At 66.3% G+C, this 14,090-nt stretch carries 12 protein-coding genes and 1 pseudogene; 5 read left to right on the forward strand and 8 right to left on the reverse strand.

Going from position 1 to position 14,090, the window contains the following annotated elements; genetic code table 11:
* Positions 1 to 131: 131 nt before the first annotated feature.
* Positions 132 to 1,388: an NAD(P)/FAD-dependent oxidoreductase gene (locus tag WAZ62_RS06195; RefSeq protein ID WP_422642642.1), complete on the reverse strand. Its 1,257-nt coding sequence runs from the start codon at positions 1,386 to 1,388 to the stop codon at positions 132 to 134.
* 76 nt (positions 1,389 to 1,464) lie between these two features.
* A complete protein-coding gene (locus tag WAZ62_RS06200; RefSeq protein ID WP_422642643.1) occupies positions 1,465 to 2,538 on the reverse strand; it encodes an ABC transporter substrate-binding protein in 1,074 nt (357 codons plus the stop codon).
* A gap of 384 nt (positions 2,539 to 2,922) precedes the next feature.
* Here WAZ62_RS06200 and WAZ62_RS06205 point away from each other — a divergent pair, with 384 nt between their 5' ends.
* Positions 2,923 to 3,498 (forward strand): TetR/AcrR family transcriptional regulator, encoded by a 576-nt coding sequence (locus WAZ62_RS06205; RefSeq protein ID WP_422642644.1) that lies wholly within the window; start codon positions 2,923 to 2,925, stop codon positions 3,496 to 3,498.
* A 408-nt stretch (positions 3,499 to 3,906) separates the two neighbouring features.
* Here WAZ62_RS06205 and WAZ62_RS06210 read toward each other — a convergent pair whose 3' ends face one another.
* The 3 genes from WAZ62_RS06210 to WAZ62_RS06220 all read right to left on the reverse strand — a co-directional run bounded on the left by WAZ62_RS06210 (position 3,907) and on the right by WAZ62_RS06220 (position 9,551).
* A complete protein-coding gene (locus tag WAZ62_RS06210; protein ID WP_422642645.1) occupies positions 3,907 to 7,131 on the reverse strand; it encodes an efflux RND transporter permease subunit in 3,225 nt (1,074 codons plus the stop codon).
* Positions 7,122 to 8,123 carry an efflux RND transporter periplasmic adaptor subunit gene (locus tag WAZ62_RS06215; protein WP_422642646.1) on the reverse strand — a complete coding sequence of 334 codons (1,002 nt, stop codon included), beginning with the start codon at positions 8,121 to 8,123 and terminating at the stop codon, positions 7,122 to 7,124. The genes WAZ62_RS06210 and WAZ62_RS06215 overlap by 10 nt, the downstream gene beginning before the upstream one ends.
* A 135-nt stretch (positions 8,124 to 8,258) precedes the next feature.
* A complete protein-coding gene (locus WAZ62_RS06220; RefSeq protein ID WP_422642647.1) occupies positions 8,259 to 9,551 on the reverse strand; it encodes an NAD(P)/FAD-dependent oxidoreductase in 1,293 nt (430 codons plus the stop codon).
* Between the two features lie 158 nt (positions 9,552 to 9,709).
* Here WAZ62_RS06220 and WAZ62_RS06225 point away from each other — a divergent pair, with 158 nt between their 5' ends.
* The 4 genes from WAZ62_RS06225 to WAZ62_RS06240 all read left to right on the forward strand — a co-directional run bounded on the left by WAZ62_RS06225 (position 9,710) and on the right by WAZ62_RS06240 (position 11,886).
* Complete coding sequence (locus tag WAZ62_RS06225) at positions 9,710 to 10,366, forward strand: Crp/Fnr family transcriptional regulator (protein ID WP_422642648.1); 657 nt, start codon at positions 9,710 to 9,712, stop codon at positions 10,364 to 10,366.
* Positions 10,367 to 10,454: 88 nt separating this feature from the next.
* A complete protein-coding gene (locus tag WAZ62_RS06230; protein WP_422642649.1) occupies positions 10,455 to 10,886 on the forward strand; it encodes a hypothetical protein in 432 nt (143 codons plus the stop codon).
* A gap of 9 nt (positions 10,887 to 10,895) precedes the next feature.
* On the forward strand, positions 10,896 to 11,486 hold the full coding sequence (locus WAZ62_RS06235) for a sulfurtransferase (RefSeq protein ID WP_422642650.1): 591 nt from the start codon (positions 10,896 to 10,898) through the stop codon (positions 11,484 to 11,486).
* 16 nt (positions 11,487 to 11,502) lie between these two features.
* Positions 11,503 to 11,886: a rhodanese-like domain-containing protein gene (locus WAZ62_RS06240; protein WP_422642651.1), complete on the forward strand. Its 384-nt coding sequence runs from the start codon at positions 11,503 to 11,505 to the stop codon at positions 11,884 to 11,886.
* A gap of 55 nt (positions 11,887 to 11,941) precedes the next feature.
* On the opposite strand, the gene WAZ62_RS06245 is transcribed toward WAZ62_RS06240, so the two are convergent.
* The 3 genes and pseudogenes from WAZ62_RS06245 to WAZ62_RS06255 all read right to left on the reverse strand — a co-directional run.
* Complete coding sequence (locus WAZ62_RS06245) at positions 11,942 to 12,598, reverse strand: peroxiredoxin (RefSeq protein WP_422642652.1); 657 nt, start codon at positions 12,596 to 12,598, stop codon at positions 11,942 to 11,944.
* Between the two features lie 173 nt (positions 12,599 to 12,771).
* Positions 12,772 to 13,749 (reverse strand): SLAC1 anion channel family protein, encoded by a 978-nt coding sequence (locus WAZ62_RS06250; protein ID WP_422642653.1) that lies wholly within the window; start codon positions 13,747 to 13,749, stop codon positions 12,772 to 12,774.
* Positions 13,750 to 13,952: 203 nt separating this feature from the next.
* Positions 13,953 to 14,090: pseudogene (locus tag WAZ62_RS06255) on the reverse strand (IS3 family transposase); the annotation flags it as partial.

The raw sequence follows: 14,090 nt of genomic DNA on the forward strand, positions 1-14,090 counted from the left end.
CTCGAAGGGCGGGCCGGCGTGACCCAGTTCGCCGTCGGCAAGACCGAGGGCTTCTCGGGCCAGAACGCTGCCGGTCAGTCGCGGTGCCGTGGCCGCGATCCGCGCCACGGCAATCTCGTTCGCCGACATGGTCACGCGCTGGCCGCCAGCGGCGGGCGCTCACCTTCGTAAGGCGCCAATACCTCGTCGACCGAAGCACCGGTCACCGCGGCCATGCCGGGCACATGCGGAATCACGTCGGTCCAGGGCTTCACCGTGCGGGCCCAGACATCGACGATGGCGCGGGCCAGCCTCGGATCGCGGATATAGGTGTCCATGACCTGGCGCATGCTGTCGTCACCCGGCGGCTCGGCCAGATGTTTGCAAAAGGCATAGAACTCCCGGGAATCCGCTTCGCGCCAGGCCGGATAGGCCGCGCGCCAGCTGCCATCCACGATCATGCCGGCCAGCACTTCGGCAGCGTGGAAGGCGTCGCCGATACCCTGCGCGCCGGCCGGGTGCTTGAAATGGGCGGCATCGCCGACCAGCGCCCAGCCCGGCCCGGTCTGGTCGCGGTAATAGCCTTCCAGCCGGGGCGAGCCCATCACCTTGCTGACCTTGGTCGCGCCCTCCAGCCGTGCCCAGAGCGCGGGAATGGAACGGATGCGGTTCAGGTAATAGGCTTCCCAATCCTTGATCTCTGCCCGCGCGGTCAGCGGCCCGTTCATGGTGATGACGTGATGACCGTCGTCCGCCGGGAAATGGGCGCAGACCCAGGGCGGCTCGAAGAAGAAATCCTGGGTGTTGCGGGTCTTGACCCCGGTCCAATAGGCGAAATAGAGCATGGTCTCGGTCGGCATGACCCTTTTGCGGGCGGCGCCGACGAGGCGGGCGACGGTCGAGTTCACGCCGTCCGCCCCGATGACGATGGGGGCGGCGAAGGTAACCGGGCCATTCTCGCCGAGCGCGGTGACGCCGCGCACGGGATCGTCATCGGTCCCCGCGCCGACGAGGCCGGTCACGGTCACGCCTTCGACCACTTCGGCGCCCGCCTTGCGCGCGCCTTCGACCAGGATGCCGTCGAGGGTGATGCGCCGGACGCAGATCGCCCAGTCGCGGCCCTCGATGGGCGTGTGGGGGGCGACGAACATGCGACCTTCGTGGTGCCACGAGGTATAGAGCGGCGGCGGTTCGTGCGCCATCACGGCGTCGAGCACGCCCATATGGTCGAGCCGGGCGATCGTGTTCGGATAGATGACGTGGGTCGAGAGAATGTCCGACGGAAAGCTGGCGCGGTCGAGCGCGACGACCCTCAGCCCGGCGCGGGCGAGATGGATGGCAAGGGCACTGCCGGCGGCGCGCGCGCCGACGATCACGGCATCATAGGTCCGAACCGGGATTTCGGTCATTCTCTCTCAACTCCAGTCAGCGATATTCCAGGCGGGGCGGGGAACATGGGGTGTTCCCACCCCATGTTCCGATGGCTCAGGCCGCGCCGGGTTGATACTTCAGGTCCAGCACCTGATCGGCGATGTTGTCCTTGAAATAGCCGAGCTCGATCAGATACTTGACCCCACCCCGGATGCCCGAGGCGCCGGCCGCGTTGATGATCGGATCGGGCGACTGGCGCTTGAGCGCGATCGCCAGGATCTCGCGCGGGGCGCCATAGATCGGCTGCAGCGTGTCGAGGGCGGATTCGAAATCGTCGTAGAACGCCCTGGCCGCGTCCTGCAGCACGGCCATGTAGGCGGTGAGCAGGGCATGGTCGGTCTCGATCGTTTTCGTCAGGGTGGTGATCACGCAGTCCGGCGCTTCCGGTCCCCAGACGTCGTTGGAATTGGCGAGATAGACGCCGTCGGCCTGACGCACCACGCTTTCGGCATAGGGCTGGGCCAGGGTGCAGACATCGACCGCGCCGTTCGACAGTGCCTCGCCCATGCCGACCATCGAGGGGAAGAAGGTCATCTCGTAGTCTTTGTACGACTTGCCGTATTGCGACATGGTGCCGTAACCGACCAGTTCCAGCGTGTCGAGCCGCAGGGTGCCGACGCGCAGACCCTTGCCCGCCGCCTCGATGAATTCCTTCACGTTACGAACCGAGCCCTTGCGCGCCACCAGTTCGATCCCGGCGAGGCCCGAGCCGCCGACGATGCGCAGATCCTTGGTGCCCTCGGCATAGGCCGCCATGGTGGTGGTCCAGGGATTGTGCATGGCGGTGATGCCGCCGGCGATCAGCGCCTGAATATTATCTGCCGGGCCGTTGAACTGGGTGAGTTCCACGTTGAGGCCGGCTTTCTCGAACAGGCCGCGCGCCTTGGCGAGCAGCAGATGCGAGACGCAGCCCGCCGGCAGATGGCCGATCTTCAGCAGCTTGCCGCCCGCCGCCGCCTCGGCCCTCGTGGCCCTGGCGAGCAGGGCCGAGCCCGCCGCGCTGACCGACAGACGCGCGCAGCCGCAGGCGGTGAAGAAGCCGCGGCGCGACAGACCTTCGCCGCGGCCGACCTCGGTGCAGACCGGGCTGTGGATGATGCCCTCCCGCGGGGGACGAATATCGCTCATGCCTCTGTTCCCTTCCGTCACTAAGCCTGACTGGTGTCGGGCGATGCCTGCCCTGGCACCGACCCGGGCAGCGACCGGCTCCATCCGCCGGGCTGTCCGGTCAAGGAGACCGATCGGTCTACAAAAATATTGTTTTCAAGAATCATGCCAGACTGCAAAGGCGGAGGCTTGCGGCATTTAACCTGCCCGATCACACGGATCACGGGGGCGGCTGCATAGATTTTGATCGTCGCTGCGCCGCTTTTTTCACCATCCCGCGAGACGGGACGGGTTGCGGCGGGCGGGAGAGTGGTTGCGTGGCGCTGCCGGCGACGGTAGGTTCGTCCGTGGGGATTGCCACGCCGGTCGTTCCCCCGCACAGATCAGTCCGAGGACAGAAGAGGCATGACGTCCGCGCCCGAGACCAAATTGCTGCAGACCGCCCAGCGGCTTTTCTGCAGCGAGGGCATTCACGCGACCGGCGTCGCCCGCATCATCCGCGAGGCGGGCGTGGCGCGGAAAACGCTCTACGACAAATACGGCTCGAAGGAGAACCTGCTGCGGGCTGTGTTCCGGGCCGAGGCGGACATGTGGTTCCGCTGGTTCGATCAGGACCTGCCGGGGACCGGCGCCGATGCCCGCGGGCGCATCCTTTATCTGTTCGACCTGCTGCAGCACTGGTTCGAAAGCGGCAGTTTCTTCGGTTGCGTCTTCATCAACGCGGTCGCCGAACACGAGAAGGAGGGCGGCTGGGTGCGGGGAATCGCCCTCGATCACCGTCGCAGGATCAACGAGCGCCTGCTCAGCCTGGTCGTCGAGGCGGGGGTGGAGGACGCGGACCTCGCGACCGAGAAGCTCAGTCTTGTTATCGACGGGGCGATCGTCACCGCCATGGTGACGGCCAATCCATCGGTTGCCGCCATCGGCCGTGCCACCGCGGCCGATATCATCGATCACGCCCTTCTCGGCCGGGCGCATTAGGGGCGCCGCCCCCGCCCCCGCCCCCGCTCTGGCGGCGCGGCGCCAATACCGGTTCAGGGGGCGGCCGTGACCCATCCCCATTTGTTGAAGATATTCAAGCCCTCGGGGCCCTTCGGAAAGGCGATGAATTCGCTTGCGGTCGGCTTGCCTCCGCCGCGATCCGTCGCCACGATGTCGGCATCATATTCCAGAGGATCCCGGCGCCGAAGGCCTGATCCTAACGGCTTCAGCGGGGCCGACGGTGGCGGTGGGGGCAGTCTGGTCGGCGGACGCCGGCGCCCGAGATTTTGAACGGCCTTGCCGACGAGGTGCGGCGGCAACTTCGTCGCCAGGTTTCACCAGGCCGCGTGGTCGCCGAGCCGATCGGCAAGACCGCGCGGTCCATTTGGGGGGACTCATCGAGCCGTGTCAGGGCAGCGGGTTACCTGCGGTCGCCTTGCTGCCCCGCAGCAGGATGTAGATCGCCGGAATGACCAGCACAGTCAGCAGGGTCGACGAGGCGAGACCGAATAGCAGCGACAGGGCGAGGCCCTGAAAGATCGGATCGGCCAGGATCACCATGGCACCGATCATGGCGGCGAGCGCGGTCAGCAGGATCGGCTTGAAGCGTACTGCCCCGGCCTCCAGCACGATATCGAGCAGGGGCCGTCCCGGCGTCCTTGCGTGGCGGATGAAATCGACCAGCAGGATCGAATTGCGCACGATGATGCCGGCAAGGGCAATGAAGCCGATCATCGATGGTGCCGAGAAAGGCGCGTCGAACAGCCAATGCCCGGTCATGATGCCGAGCAGGGTGAGTGGAATCGGCGTCAGTACAACGAGCGGCAGCTTGAACGAGCCGAACTGGGCGACCACGAGAATATAGATGCCGAGGATGGCAATGGCGAAGGCGGCACCCATGTCGCGGAAGGTCACCCAGGTCACTTCCCATTCGCCATCCCACAGCAGGACAGGGCGGCTTTCGTCGTCCGGCTGGCCATGGAGGCGGATCTCCGGCTTCGGGACCCTGCCCCAGTCGGCGGCGGCGATCGCCTCTTCGACCGCCATCATGCCGTAAATCGGCGCCTCGAAGGCGCCGCTCAGGTCGGCCGTGACCATTTCAGCCGCGCGGCCGTTGTGGCGAAAGATCGGGTAGGAAGCGGTTTCGCGCCTGACGGAGATGACATCGCCGAGTTCGGCGATACCCCGTTCGCCCGGCAGGGCGTTGGCCGGCACCGGGGTCGACAGCAGGTGCGGATTGATCACCAGCGCACCCTTCGGCAGGGCGATGGCGATGGCGATCGGGGTCCGGCCGCCGCCGCGATGGGAATAGCCGACGGATTCGCCCCTCAGCAGCAGGGCCATCGTGTCGTAGACGTCGCCCTGTTCGACCCGCCAGTACTCGAGATCGTCCTGGTCGATGACGAGACGCTCGCGAATGGCGGGAACGCCGAAGGAATCGTCGACATCGACGATGAAGGGAATGCTCTCGAAGGTCTCGCGTACTTTGGTCGCGACGGCTCGCCGTGTCGCTGCATCCGGGCCGTAGATTTCAGCGAGAAGGGTGGCGAGCACGGGCGGGCCGGGTGGCGGCTCCACCAGCTTCAGGGCGATACCGGCGGGCAGGCTCATCGCCTTCAACCGCGTCCTGATGTCGAGAGCGATCTCGTGGCTGCTGCGGTCGCGGTCGCCTTTGGGCAGCAGGTTGATCTGGATATCGCCGCCCCAGGGATCGGCCCGCAGATAATAGTGCCGGACGAGACCGTTGAAGCTGAAGGGCGACGCCGTACCGGCATAGGTCTGGAGCGAGGTGATCTCTGGCACCGGGGCCATGGTTCGCGCCAATACCTGCAGCAGGCGGTCCGTGTCCTCGACCGAAGCACCTTCGGGCAGGTCGACGACGAGATCGAGTTCCGCCTTGTTGTCGAAGGGCAGGAGCTTCACCGTGACGTCGCGGGTATAGAAAAGGCCGAGGGAGGCCATGCTGACGATGGCGACAGCCGCCAGGAACAGGCCCGCGCGTCGGCGGCTGCGCAGAATGGGCCGAGCGAGGCGGGCATAGAGCCGGCCGAGACGCCCGCCGTCGGCGTTCTGATCGTGGGACCCCGCCTCGCCGTGATCGGGCGATAGTTCCAGCATCAGCCAGGGCGTCACCGTGACGGCGACGAAGAAGGACAGCACCATGGCCGCCGAGGCATTGGCGGGAATGGGGCTCATGTAGGGGCCCATCATGCCCGAGACGAAGAGCATGGGCAGGAGCGCGGCGACCACGGTCAAGGTGGCGACAACGGTCGGATTCCCGACCTCGGCGACCGCATCTATGGCCGCTGCGCGCTTGCTGCGACCATCGGCCATGGCCCAGTGACGAGCGATGTTCTCGATGACCACGATGGCGTCGTCGACAAGGATGCCGATGGCGAAGATGAGAGCGAACAGACTGACCCGGTTCAACGTGTAGCCCATCAACCAGGCGGCGAAGAGGGTCAGCAGGATCGTCGTCGGGATGACGATGGCCACCACCACCGCCTCACGCCGGCCGATCGCGACGGCGACGAGCAGCACGATCGACAGGGTGGCGAGCCCAAGGTGGAACAGCAACTCGTCCGCTTTCTCGCCCGCAGTCTCGCCGTAGTCGCGGGTGATGCTGGCCTCGATACTGGCGGGGACCACGCCCCCCTTCAGCTGGTCCAGCCGGGCCTTGATGCGTCCGGCGATGGTGACCGCATTGGTTCCCGGTCGCTTGGCGATGGCGAGCGTGACGGCCGGCGTCGTGGCGAGCCCGTCCGCCGCGCGAGTGATGTTTGACACTCGGGTCTCTCGGGTGTCGGTTGCCAGCACCGTGTCCGCGACGTCGCGGACATAGACCGGGCGGCCGTCACGCGCCGTCAGCAGCAGGTTTTCGATCTCGCCCGGGTCCTGCAGGGTCTGCCCGGCGACCACGCTGTGCTGACCGCCGAATTCTCGCACGAAGCCGAGCTGGAACGAGCGGTCGGCGCCCGCGACCTTGGCCGCGAGTTGCTGCAAGGTGATGCCGTAGAGCGAGAGCTTTCCGGGATCGGGCTGGACCTGGATCTCCTCGACCTGCTCGCCCACGATATAGGTCAGGCCGACATCGGGCAGCTTGGCGATCTCCGCCTGGATTTCGCGGGCGAGACGGGTCAGGTCGGCGGCCGTCCAATACCCGCCGTCAGTCGGCTTCGGTGCCAGCGTGACGGTCATGATGGCAACGTCGTCGATATCGCGGCCGACGATCAGCGGCTCCGGTATACCCGTCGGTATACGGTCCATGTTGGCGCGGATCTTCTCGTGCACGCGCAGGATCGCGGCATCCGAACTGGTGCCGACCAGGAAGCGTGCGGTGACCAGAACACCGTCATCCATGGTCTGGGAATAGACGTGTTCGACCCCGTCGATGCTCTTGACGATGGCCTCCAGTGGCTCGGTCACGAGTTTGACCGCGTCTTCCGCCTTCAGTCCGTCGGCAATCACGCGGACGTCAACCATGGGGACGGAAATCTGCGGCTCCTCCTCCCGTGGCAGGATGGAGAGGGCGAGCAGGCCGACGACCAGCGCCGCCAGCAGGAACAGCGGGGTCAGCGGCGATGTGCAGAAGGTCCGGGTCAGGCTTCCGGCGATGCCGGGTTTCATGGCCATTGCACCCGGTCGCCGTCGCGCAGGCCGGACAGGATCTCGACCATTGGAATATTGGCGTCGGTGAAGTCCGCGCCCAGCACCACCGCGACTTCGATCGGGCCCTCCGCCGTGGCCAGGGTGACGTAGTCCATGCCGTGGCGGCTTTCGACCGCGGCGGCGGGAATGGCGATGCCCCGGCGCTCGCCAACGGGAATCGTCACCAGCAGGCGCTCGTTCACGAAGTAATCGCCCAGCCCGTCCACTTCCACGTCGGCGCTGACCCGGCCTTCGGAGATCTCGGGATAGACCCGGACGATGCGGCCGCTGCGGATCGGCACGCTGCCGGCGGCGCCAGACGGCCGCCCGGCGACATCGACGCTCATGCCTTCGACCAGGCGTCCGGCATGACGCTCGGGCAGGGAAAGCCGCAGGTAATACGGGCCGGTGGCGATGCGGGCGATGGTCTCTCCGGGCAGGATCACGGAGCCAGGTGTAACGGGTACGGTCAACACCCGGCCGGCAGCGGGGGCGAGGACGGCCCCCTCCTTCGCCTGCTGATCGATCACCGATTTGGCTGCTTCCGCGGCGGCGATCTGATTGCCGATCACATCAAACTGCATCTTCGCCTGGTCGACCCGGCTTTGTGGCACGATGCCGCTGGCGCGCAGTTGCCGGGCGCGATCGAGTTCGAGCCCGGCATTGGCCAACTGGTTACGCAGCGCCGCAGTATTGGCGTCGGCGGCAGCCATCTGAAGTGCCAGCTTGTCGTCGACGACGAGGGCAATGGCCGTATCCTTGTCGACCGCGCTGCCCTCGACCACGGAAATACCGTGGATCGTACCGCCGATACGGGCCCGCGCCGGCACCACCGCCCGGCTCTCGACCGTGCCGTAGACCGCCTTGGTGTCGGTCATGGCTCGCAGGGTGACGGCATAGTCCGATGCCCGCACGGCCGGCACCGCCCCGAGCAGGAGGGTGGCGCAGAGCCCGGCGAAGGCAAGGGACCTGATCATGGCAAGGCTCACAATCCGCCCGTCAGTCGGCCGGTCATCCAGTACCAGAGGGGCGAGGCCATCATCTCGGCGAGCGCCATCATGAACCAATCGATCAGCATCATCACTATCGGCATGGCGGGTCTCCTTTCCGGGTCAGTCGGCCGGGGTCGTTCCCGACTCCTTCAATTTGTGGATGCCGACGAGGTCGAGCATCAATTTTTCGTAGAAAGTCTCGGCCTCGCCGGCACGGACCTTGTGCAGGAAATAACTCTCGAAGCCGACCTTGGCGGCATGAACCCAGGCACCGCGGGCGGCCCAGTTGACATTGCGGGGCGGGATTTGCGGCTCGGCGACGAAGGCGATGCCATCGTCGCCGAAATCGGCGAGACAGACCGCATTCAGCGTCGGCTCCGCCCGCGGCGCCTTGCCGGCGAGCAGGGCCTCGATGTTTGCCGCAGCAGCCCGCGCCATGGATTCGATCATGAAGCCTGTTTTCGGCACGCCAACGGCGATTGCCGTCTGGCCTACGGGCGGGATGGCGACGCAGACGCCGATGGCAAAGACATTGGGAAAGGCCGCGTTGCGCTGGTGGCTGTCGACTAGAACGAAGCCCCGGGGATTGACCAGTCCTTCAATGCCGCGAACGGCCGCGACGCCGCGAAAGGCCGGCAGGATCATGGATAGGGCGAAGACGAGGTCGTGTGTCGCTTTCGGCGTACCGTCCTCCGTGAATTCCTGCACCGCCATGCGGCCGGCCTCGACCCCGGTGATCACGCTGTTGGTCAGCCATTTGATGTGCCGGTTGCGCAAGGCGCTTTCCAGCATGCCCCTGGTGTCGCCGACGCCATCAAGGCCGAGGTGGCCGATGTAAGGCTCGGGCGTGACGAAGGTCATCGGTACCCGGTCGCGCAGCTTCGCCTTGCGCAGCGCCGCGTCGAGCACGAAAGCGAATTCATAGGCGGGACCGTAACAGGAAGCGCCGGCTGCCGCCCCGACGACCACCGGCCCGGGGCTGGCCATCAGCGCCTTGACCGCACGGCCTGCGGCTAGGGCATGGTCGATCTCGCAGATCGACTGTGTATGGCCGGCAGGGCCAAGACCGGGAACCTCATCGAAGGCAAGCTCGGGGCCAGTCGCGATCACGAGATAATCGTAAGGCAGGAACTCGCCATCGTTCAACTCGACGGCATTGCGTTCGGGATGGACGCGTCTCGCGCCTTCGGGCCGAAGTTCGATACCGCGGGTTTCGAAAACACCGGCGAGGTCGACACAGATGTCTTTCGCCTCGCGCCAGCCGACCGCGACCCAAGGGTTGGAGGGCACGAAACAGTAGCGCGCCCCCTTGTTGACGACGGTCAGGCGGTCGTCCGGCCCCAGCCGGTCGCGCATTTCATAGGCCATGATCACACCGCCGAGCCCTGCGCCCAGGATCACAACATGAGACATGGCTTCACTCCCGTCCGCAGGCCGTTCCTTCCGCATCGGGATGCGTAGTTTGGAACCGTTATCCTTTCATATAAATATAAATTGATAGCCTGTCCTTGATCGACCTCAATGTGGGTCCGGCGAGGATCGGGCCGACTCCAGGCGCGAGGTGGAGCGACATGGATTGGCAGAAGCACTTCCCCGAACTTGCGGCGCTGGAACCCGGAACGGTCAGGCTTTTGACGGAACGCGCCCGCATGGTGCAGTTTCAGGCTGGCGTCACGGTCTTCGGGCCTCGGAATGGGCCGGACAATCTCCTTCTCCTGCTGGAGGGGACGATCCGGGTGCAGCAATTGTCGGAAGGCGGGCGGGAAATCATGCTTTATCGCGTCCTTGCCGGTGAGAGCTGCGTGCTGACCACCGCCTGCATGCTGGCCTATCAGGGCTTCGGCGCCGAAGGCGTGGCCGAGACCGAGGTTTCGGCCGTCGCCATCCCCCGCGCGGTGTTCGAGGAGATGATCGCGGTCTCGCCCGCCTTCCGGCAATTCGTCTTCACCGCCTATTCCCGGCGCTTCAACGAATTGTTCTTCGTGATCGACGAGATCGCCTTCAAACGCATCGACGGCCGGCTGGCGCGCCGTCTGCTGGCCCTGCCGGCGGCCGAGGGCCGGGTCAGCGTCACCCACCAGGAACTGGCGACGGACCTGCGCACCGCGCGCGAGGTCGTGACGCGGCAGCTCCAGGCTTTTCAGCAGAAGGGTTGGGTCGGCCTGTCGCGCGGCGCGGTCGAGCTGCGCGATCGCCCCGCCCTGGAGCATCTTGCCGCAGCGGGCTGAGCTTTGTGACCAAGTCACCGGGGCGGTGGCCGGCGGCGTGCTAGTCAGGCCGGGTACCGATCCCACGCGATGACAAGGGAAACCCGCGATGAATGTCTTCAAGATACTGCCCGTGCTGGCCACCCTCGGACTTGGCGTCTCTCCGGCGATGGCCGCCGGGCCGTCGCTGGTCACCGTGATCACCGCCTCCGAGGCGCAGGTGCAGATGATGAGCCTCGTGCTGACCCTGCAGGCGGCGAAGCAGGGGGCTTCCGCTCATATCCTGCTGTGCGGTCCGGGCGGCGATCTCGCGCTCGACGAGGCCCCGGCCTCGGCGACGGCGCCCCAGAAGCCCACGGGCGCCAGCCCGCGCGATCTGATGGCCAAGGCGATGCAGGCCGGGGTGAAGATCGATGTCTGCGCGATTTATCTGCCGAACAAGGATCTGCCGGCGGAGGCCCTGATCGAGGGCGTCGGCGTCGCCAAGCCCGACGCCATGGCCGCCGAGCTGATGGCGGCCGATCGCGTCCTGTCGTTCTGAGGCGCCGCCATGAGAAAGACGCTCGCCGCGCTCGCCGCCGGCTTCTCGCTGCTGGCCTCGACCGCGCTCGCCGCGCCCGAGCCGGCGGACCCGAAGAAACAGACCGCCTGGCACCTTTACCTCACGGCGAAAGAAGCCTTCGACATGAAGCAGGCCGAAGGGGCGAAGGTTCTCTTCATCGACGTGCGCGAGCCGGTGGAGATGATGTTCGCCGGCTTCACCGATGTCGTCGACGTGAATGTGCCCTTCCTCCTGGTCGATCCGACGAAATTCAACCCGTCGAAGCCGGTTCTCGCCATGGAGCCCAATCCGGCCTTCCGCGACGGCGTGCTGAAGGCGCTGGAGGCACGCGGCCTCGACATGTCGACGCCGGTGCTGCTGATGTGCCGCTCGGGCGGGGAGCGGGGCGCGCCTTCCGCCCGGGCGCTCGAGGGCACGGGTCTCGAGAAGGTCTATGTCGTCGTCGACGGCTTCGAGGGCGACAGCGACAAGAGCAACCCCACGGGTCCCTGGCGCACGGTGAACGGCTGGAAGAACAGCGGCCTGCCGTGGAGCTATGATCTCAATCCGGCCAAGGTCTACCTGCGGCCGGCCCCCTGAACAGGAGCGAACGACGATGCATGTCGAGGACGTGAACGGCGCCCGCGCCGAATGCTGGTCCCCCGAGGACGTGTTCAATGCCTTCGAGCGCAACGAGATCGTGCTGATCGACGTGCGCACGCCCCAGGAATTCGCCTTCGAGCATATCGAGGGGGTGTTGCTGGCGCCGCTCGCGACCTTCAGCCCGGCCAATCTGCCGACCCAGGACGGCAAGCGGATCGTCTTCCACTGCGGCTCGGGCATGCGCTCGCGCAAGGTGCTCGAAGCCTGCGCCGCGGCCGGGATGACGCCGCTCGCCCATCTCGACGGTGGTTTCGCGGCCTGGAAGACGGCGGGCCTGCCCTATATCGCGACCGATCCCGCGACCGGCGGCATCCGGCGGGTGGCCCGGGCCGCCTGACCCTTCGGGGTCGCGAGCAATGCCCCGGCCCCAGGGCCGGGGCATCTTCCGGGTGTCAGAGCGTCTTCTTCGAGAAGAACCAGTCGGTGTAATCATAGCCGAGGCCGGCGCGGGCCTCGGCGTCGGCCGCGGTCTTCGGCGGCGGGACGATGACCGGCTCGCCCTTCTTCCAGGCTTCCGGGGTGGCGACGCCGTTGGCGTCCGAGGTCTGCAAGGCTTCGAGCAGGCGCAGGAACTCCTCGACCGAGCGGCCGTTGGACATGGGATAATAGACCATGGCCCGCAGGATGCCCTTGGGATCGATGAAGAAGGTGGCGCGCACCGCCGAAGTGTCGCCCGCGCCCGGGTGGATCATGCCATAGGCACGGGCCACGTCCATCGACAGGTCCTCGATGATCGGGAAGGGGATCTTCACGCCGAACTTCTCGTCGATCGTCCGCATCCAGGCGATATGGGCGAAGAGACTGTCGATCGACAGGCCCAGCAGTTCGCAGCCCAGCGCCTTGAAGCGATCGGCCGCCCGGGCGAAGGCCATGAATTCGGTCGTGCAGACCGGGGTGAAGTCGGCGGGATGCGAGAACAGCACCAGCCATTTGCCCTTGTAGTCGGTCAGCGACAATTCGCCGGCCGTGGTCCGCGCCTTGAAGTAGGGGGCGGGTTCGTTGAGCCGGGGCAGGCCGGCGGCGGGGGTGGCGACGGGTTCGGTCATCATGTCCTCCAGGTGTATTGATTAGACGAATTCTAAATATACTAATTTGTGAAACGTTGAAAGAGAAAACCTGAGCCGGCGCTGCGCCGAATGTCGCGTCAATGTCTAACTATATGATATTAAATAATTATATCTCATTTTTATCAATTCTCTAAAATATGAAATGAAAGCCATGATCACCCTTCGGGCTGCAGCAGGTGTCCCGCGGCGGCGGCCCGGAGGGTGCGCAGCGAGACGAAGGTGGCGATCGCGCTGGCGATGGCGAGAACCAACCAGGCGAGCGGGGCGAGGGCCGGGCCCGGATGGGCCGCGACGACGCCGCTGACGGCGACCGAGAAGGCGGCGGCGGGGAATGTCCAGCCCCACCAGGAGATGGCGAAGGCGCAGCGCGCGAAATGCCCGGTCATGGACAGCAGTATCGTGGCGACGACGACCGCGAGGCCGAAGATGGCGAGCGGACCCGGGCCATAGCCCCCGGTCAGCCCGGCCAGGGCGACGGTGCCGACCGCGGGCGGCGCCAGCAGGATGCCGAGGGTCGGCAGCAGCCGCTCGGGCAGGGGCGGCCCTGAAATGATACGGCCGAGAATCAGGGGCTGGATCATCGCCCACAGCAGGGCGCCGAGACCGAACAGCATCCACGACAGGGTCTCGAACCCCAGCCGGACCCCGAATATCGGCGCGACGATATTGCCGACCAGCGGGATCAGCAGGGGCGGGACCAGGGTGGCGGCTTCGCGCGGCGCCATCAGCAGGCCGCGCACGGTCCAGATCCCGACCAGCAGGTGAAAGCCGACGGCGATGAGCCAGACGGCGGTGGCGAGGTCGGGGGCATGGGGAACAAGGCCCCCGGCGACGATCATCAGGCCGATGCCGATCGCCCCGGCGAAGGCCGAACGGATCGGGTGACGCAGGTCGGCCCGCAGCGACCCGGGATGGTGAAAGGCGCGGACAAGGTGAAGCCCGGCGATCACAAGCCACAGCAGCAGCGCGAGACCCAGCAGGATCTCCCCGATCGCCACGGGGGCGCCGAGGCTCCGCCCGGCTTCGCGCCAGGCCAGGCCAAGGCCGCCCACGCCCATGGGCACGGCAAAGAGAGGCAGGGGAAGATGCTGGAGTTTGCCGCCGGCACCGGCCGGTCCGTTCGCGGGGATCATGGATGATTTTCTGTCGGAAGGATGAGAGGCGCCGACAATGAAGCAGATCCGGGCGGGAAAGGAACGTGACTTAGTCACCTGACTGGACAAGCTCCCCTGTGAAGGCCTGGCAGAGGGCAACAGGATGGCGTGAACCGCGCCGGGTTTGTCGGAGGCGGATTGATTTGAGTCACGCCGCCTGCGCCGTGTCTTGCTGTGCATAGTAGCGCATTCGGCCTCGGCGCCGCGAACTGCCGGTTCACCAGATCCCGGGGGCAGCCATTGCCCCGGCTGCTCACCGTGGTCTTCACCGGCTTGCCGCGGATGGCGCCCCGAAGTCCCATCTCCTTCATCAGGCGGGC

It is taken from the genome of Zavarzinia sp. (genome assembly GCF_049306435.1).
Classification (GTDB): Bacteria; Pseudomonadota; Alphaproteobacteria; order Zavarziniales; family Zavarziniaceae; genus Zavarzinia.

Bases quoted from the DNA above. Each gene is read 5' to 3' on its own strand.
- WAZ62_RS06210 (WP_422642645.1), bottom strand. From the start codon at position 7,131: ATGGCCATGAAACCCGGCATCGCCGGAAGCCTGACCCGGACCTTCTGC.
- WAZ62_RS06220 (WP_422642647.1), bottom strand. From the start codon at position 9,551: ATGTCTCATGTTGTGATCCTGGGCGCAGGGCTCGGCGGTGTGATCATG.
- WAZ62_RS06205 (WP_422642644.1), top strand. From the start codon at position 2,923: ATGACGTCCGCGCCCGAGACCAAATTGCTGCAGACCGCCCAGCGGCTT.
- WAZ62_RS06215 (WP_422642646.1), bottom strand. From the start codon at position 8,123: ATGATCAGGTCCCTTGCCTTCGCCGGGCTCTGCGCCACCCTCCTGCTC.
- WAZ62_RS06225 (WP_422642648.1), top strand. From the start codon at position 9,710: ATGGATTGGCAGAAGCACTTCCCCGAACTTGCGGCGCTGGAACCCGGA.
- WAZ62_RS06235 (WP_422642650.1), top strand. From the start codon at position 10,896: ATGAGAAAGACGCTCGCCGCGCTCGCCGCCGGCTTCTCGCTGCTGGCC.
- WAZ62_RS06195 (WP_422642642.1), bottom strand. From the start codon at position 1,388: ATGACCGAAATCCCGGTTCGGACCTATGATGCCGTGATCGTCGGCGCG.
- WAZ62_RS06230 (WP_422642649.1), top strand. From the start codon at position 10,455: ATGAATGTCTTCAAGATACTGCCCGTGCTGGCCACCCTCGGACTTGGC.
- WAZ62_RS06245 (WP_422642652.1), bottom strand. From the start codon at position 12,598: ATGATGACCGAACCCGTCGCCACCCCCGCCGCCGGCCTGCCCCGGCTC.
- WAZ62_RS06250 (WP_422642653.1), bottom strand. From the start codon at position 13,749: ATGATCCCCGCGAACGGACCGGCCGGTGCCGGCGGCAAACTCCAGCAT.
- WAZ62_RS06200 (WP_422642643.1), bottom strand. From the start codon at position 2,538: ATGAGCGATATTCGTCCCCCGCGGGAGGGCATCATCCACAGCCCGGTC.
- WAZ62_RS06240 (WP_422642651.1), top strand. From the start codon at position 11,503: ATGCATGTCGAGGACGTGAACGGCGCCCGCGCCGAATGCTGGTCCCCC.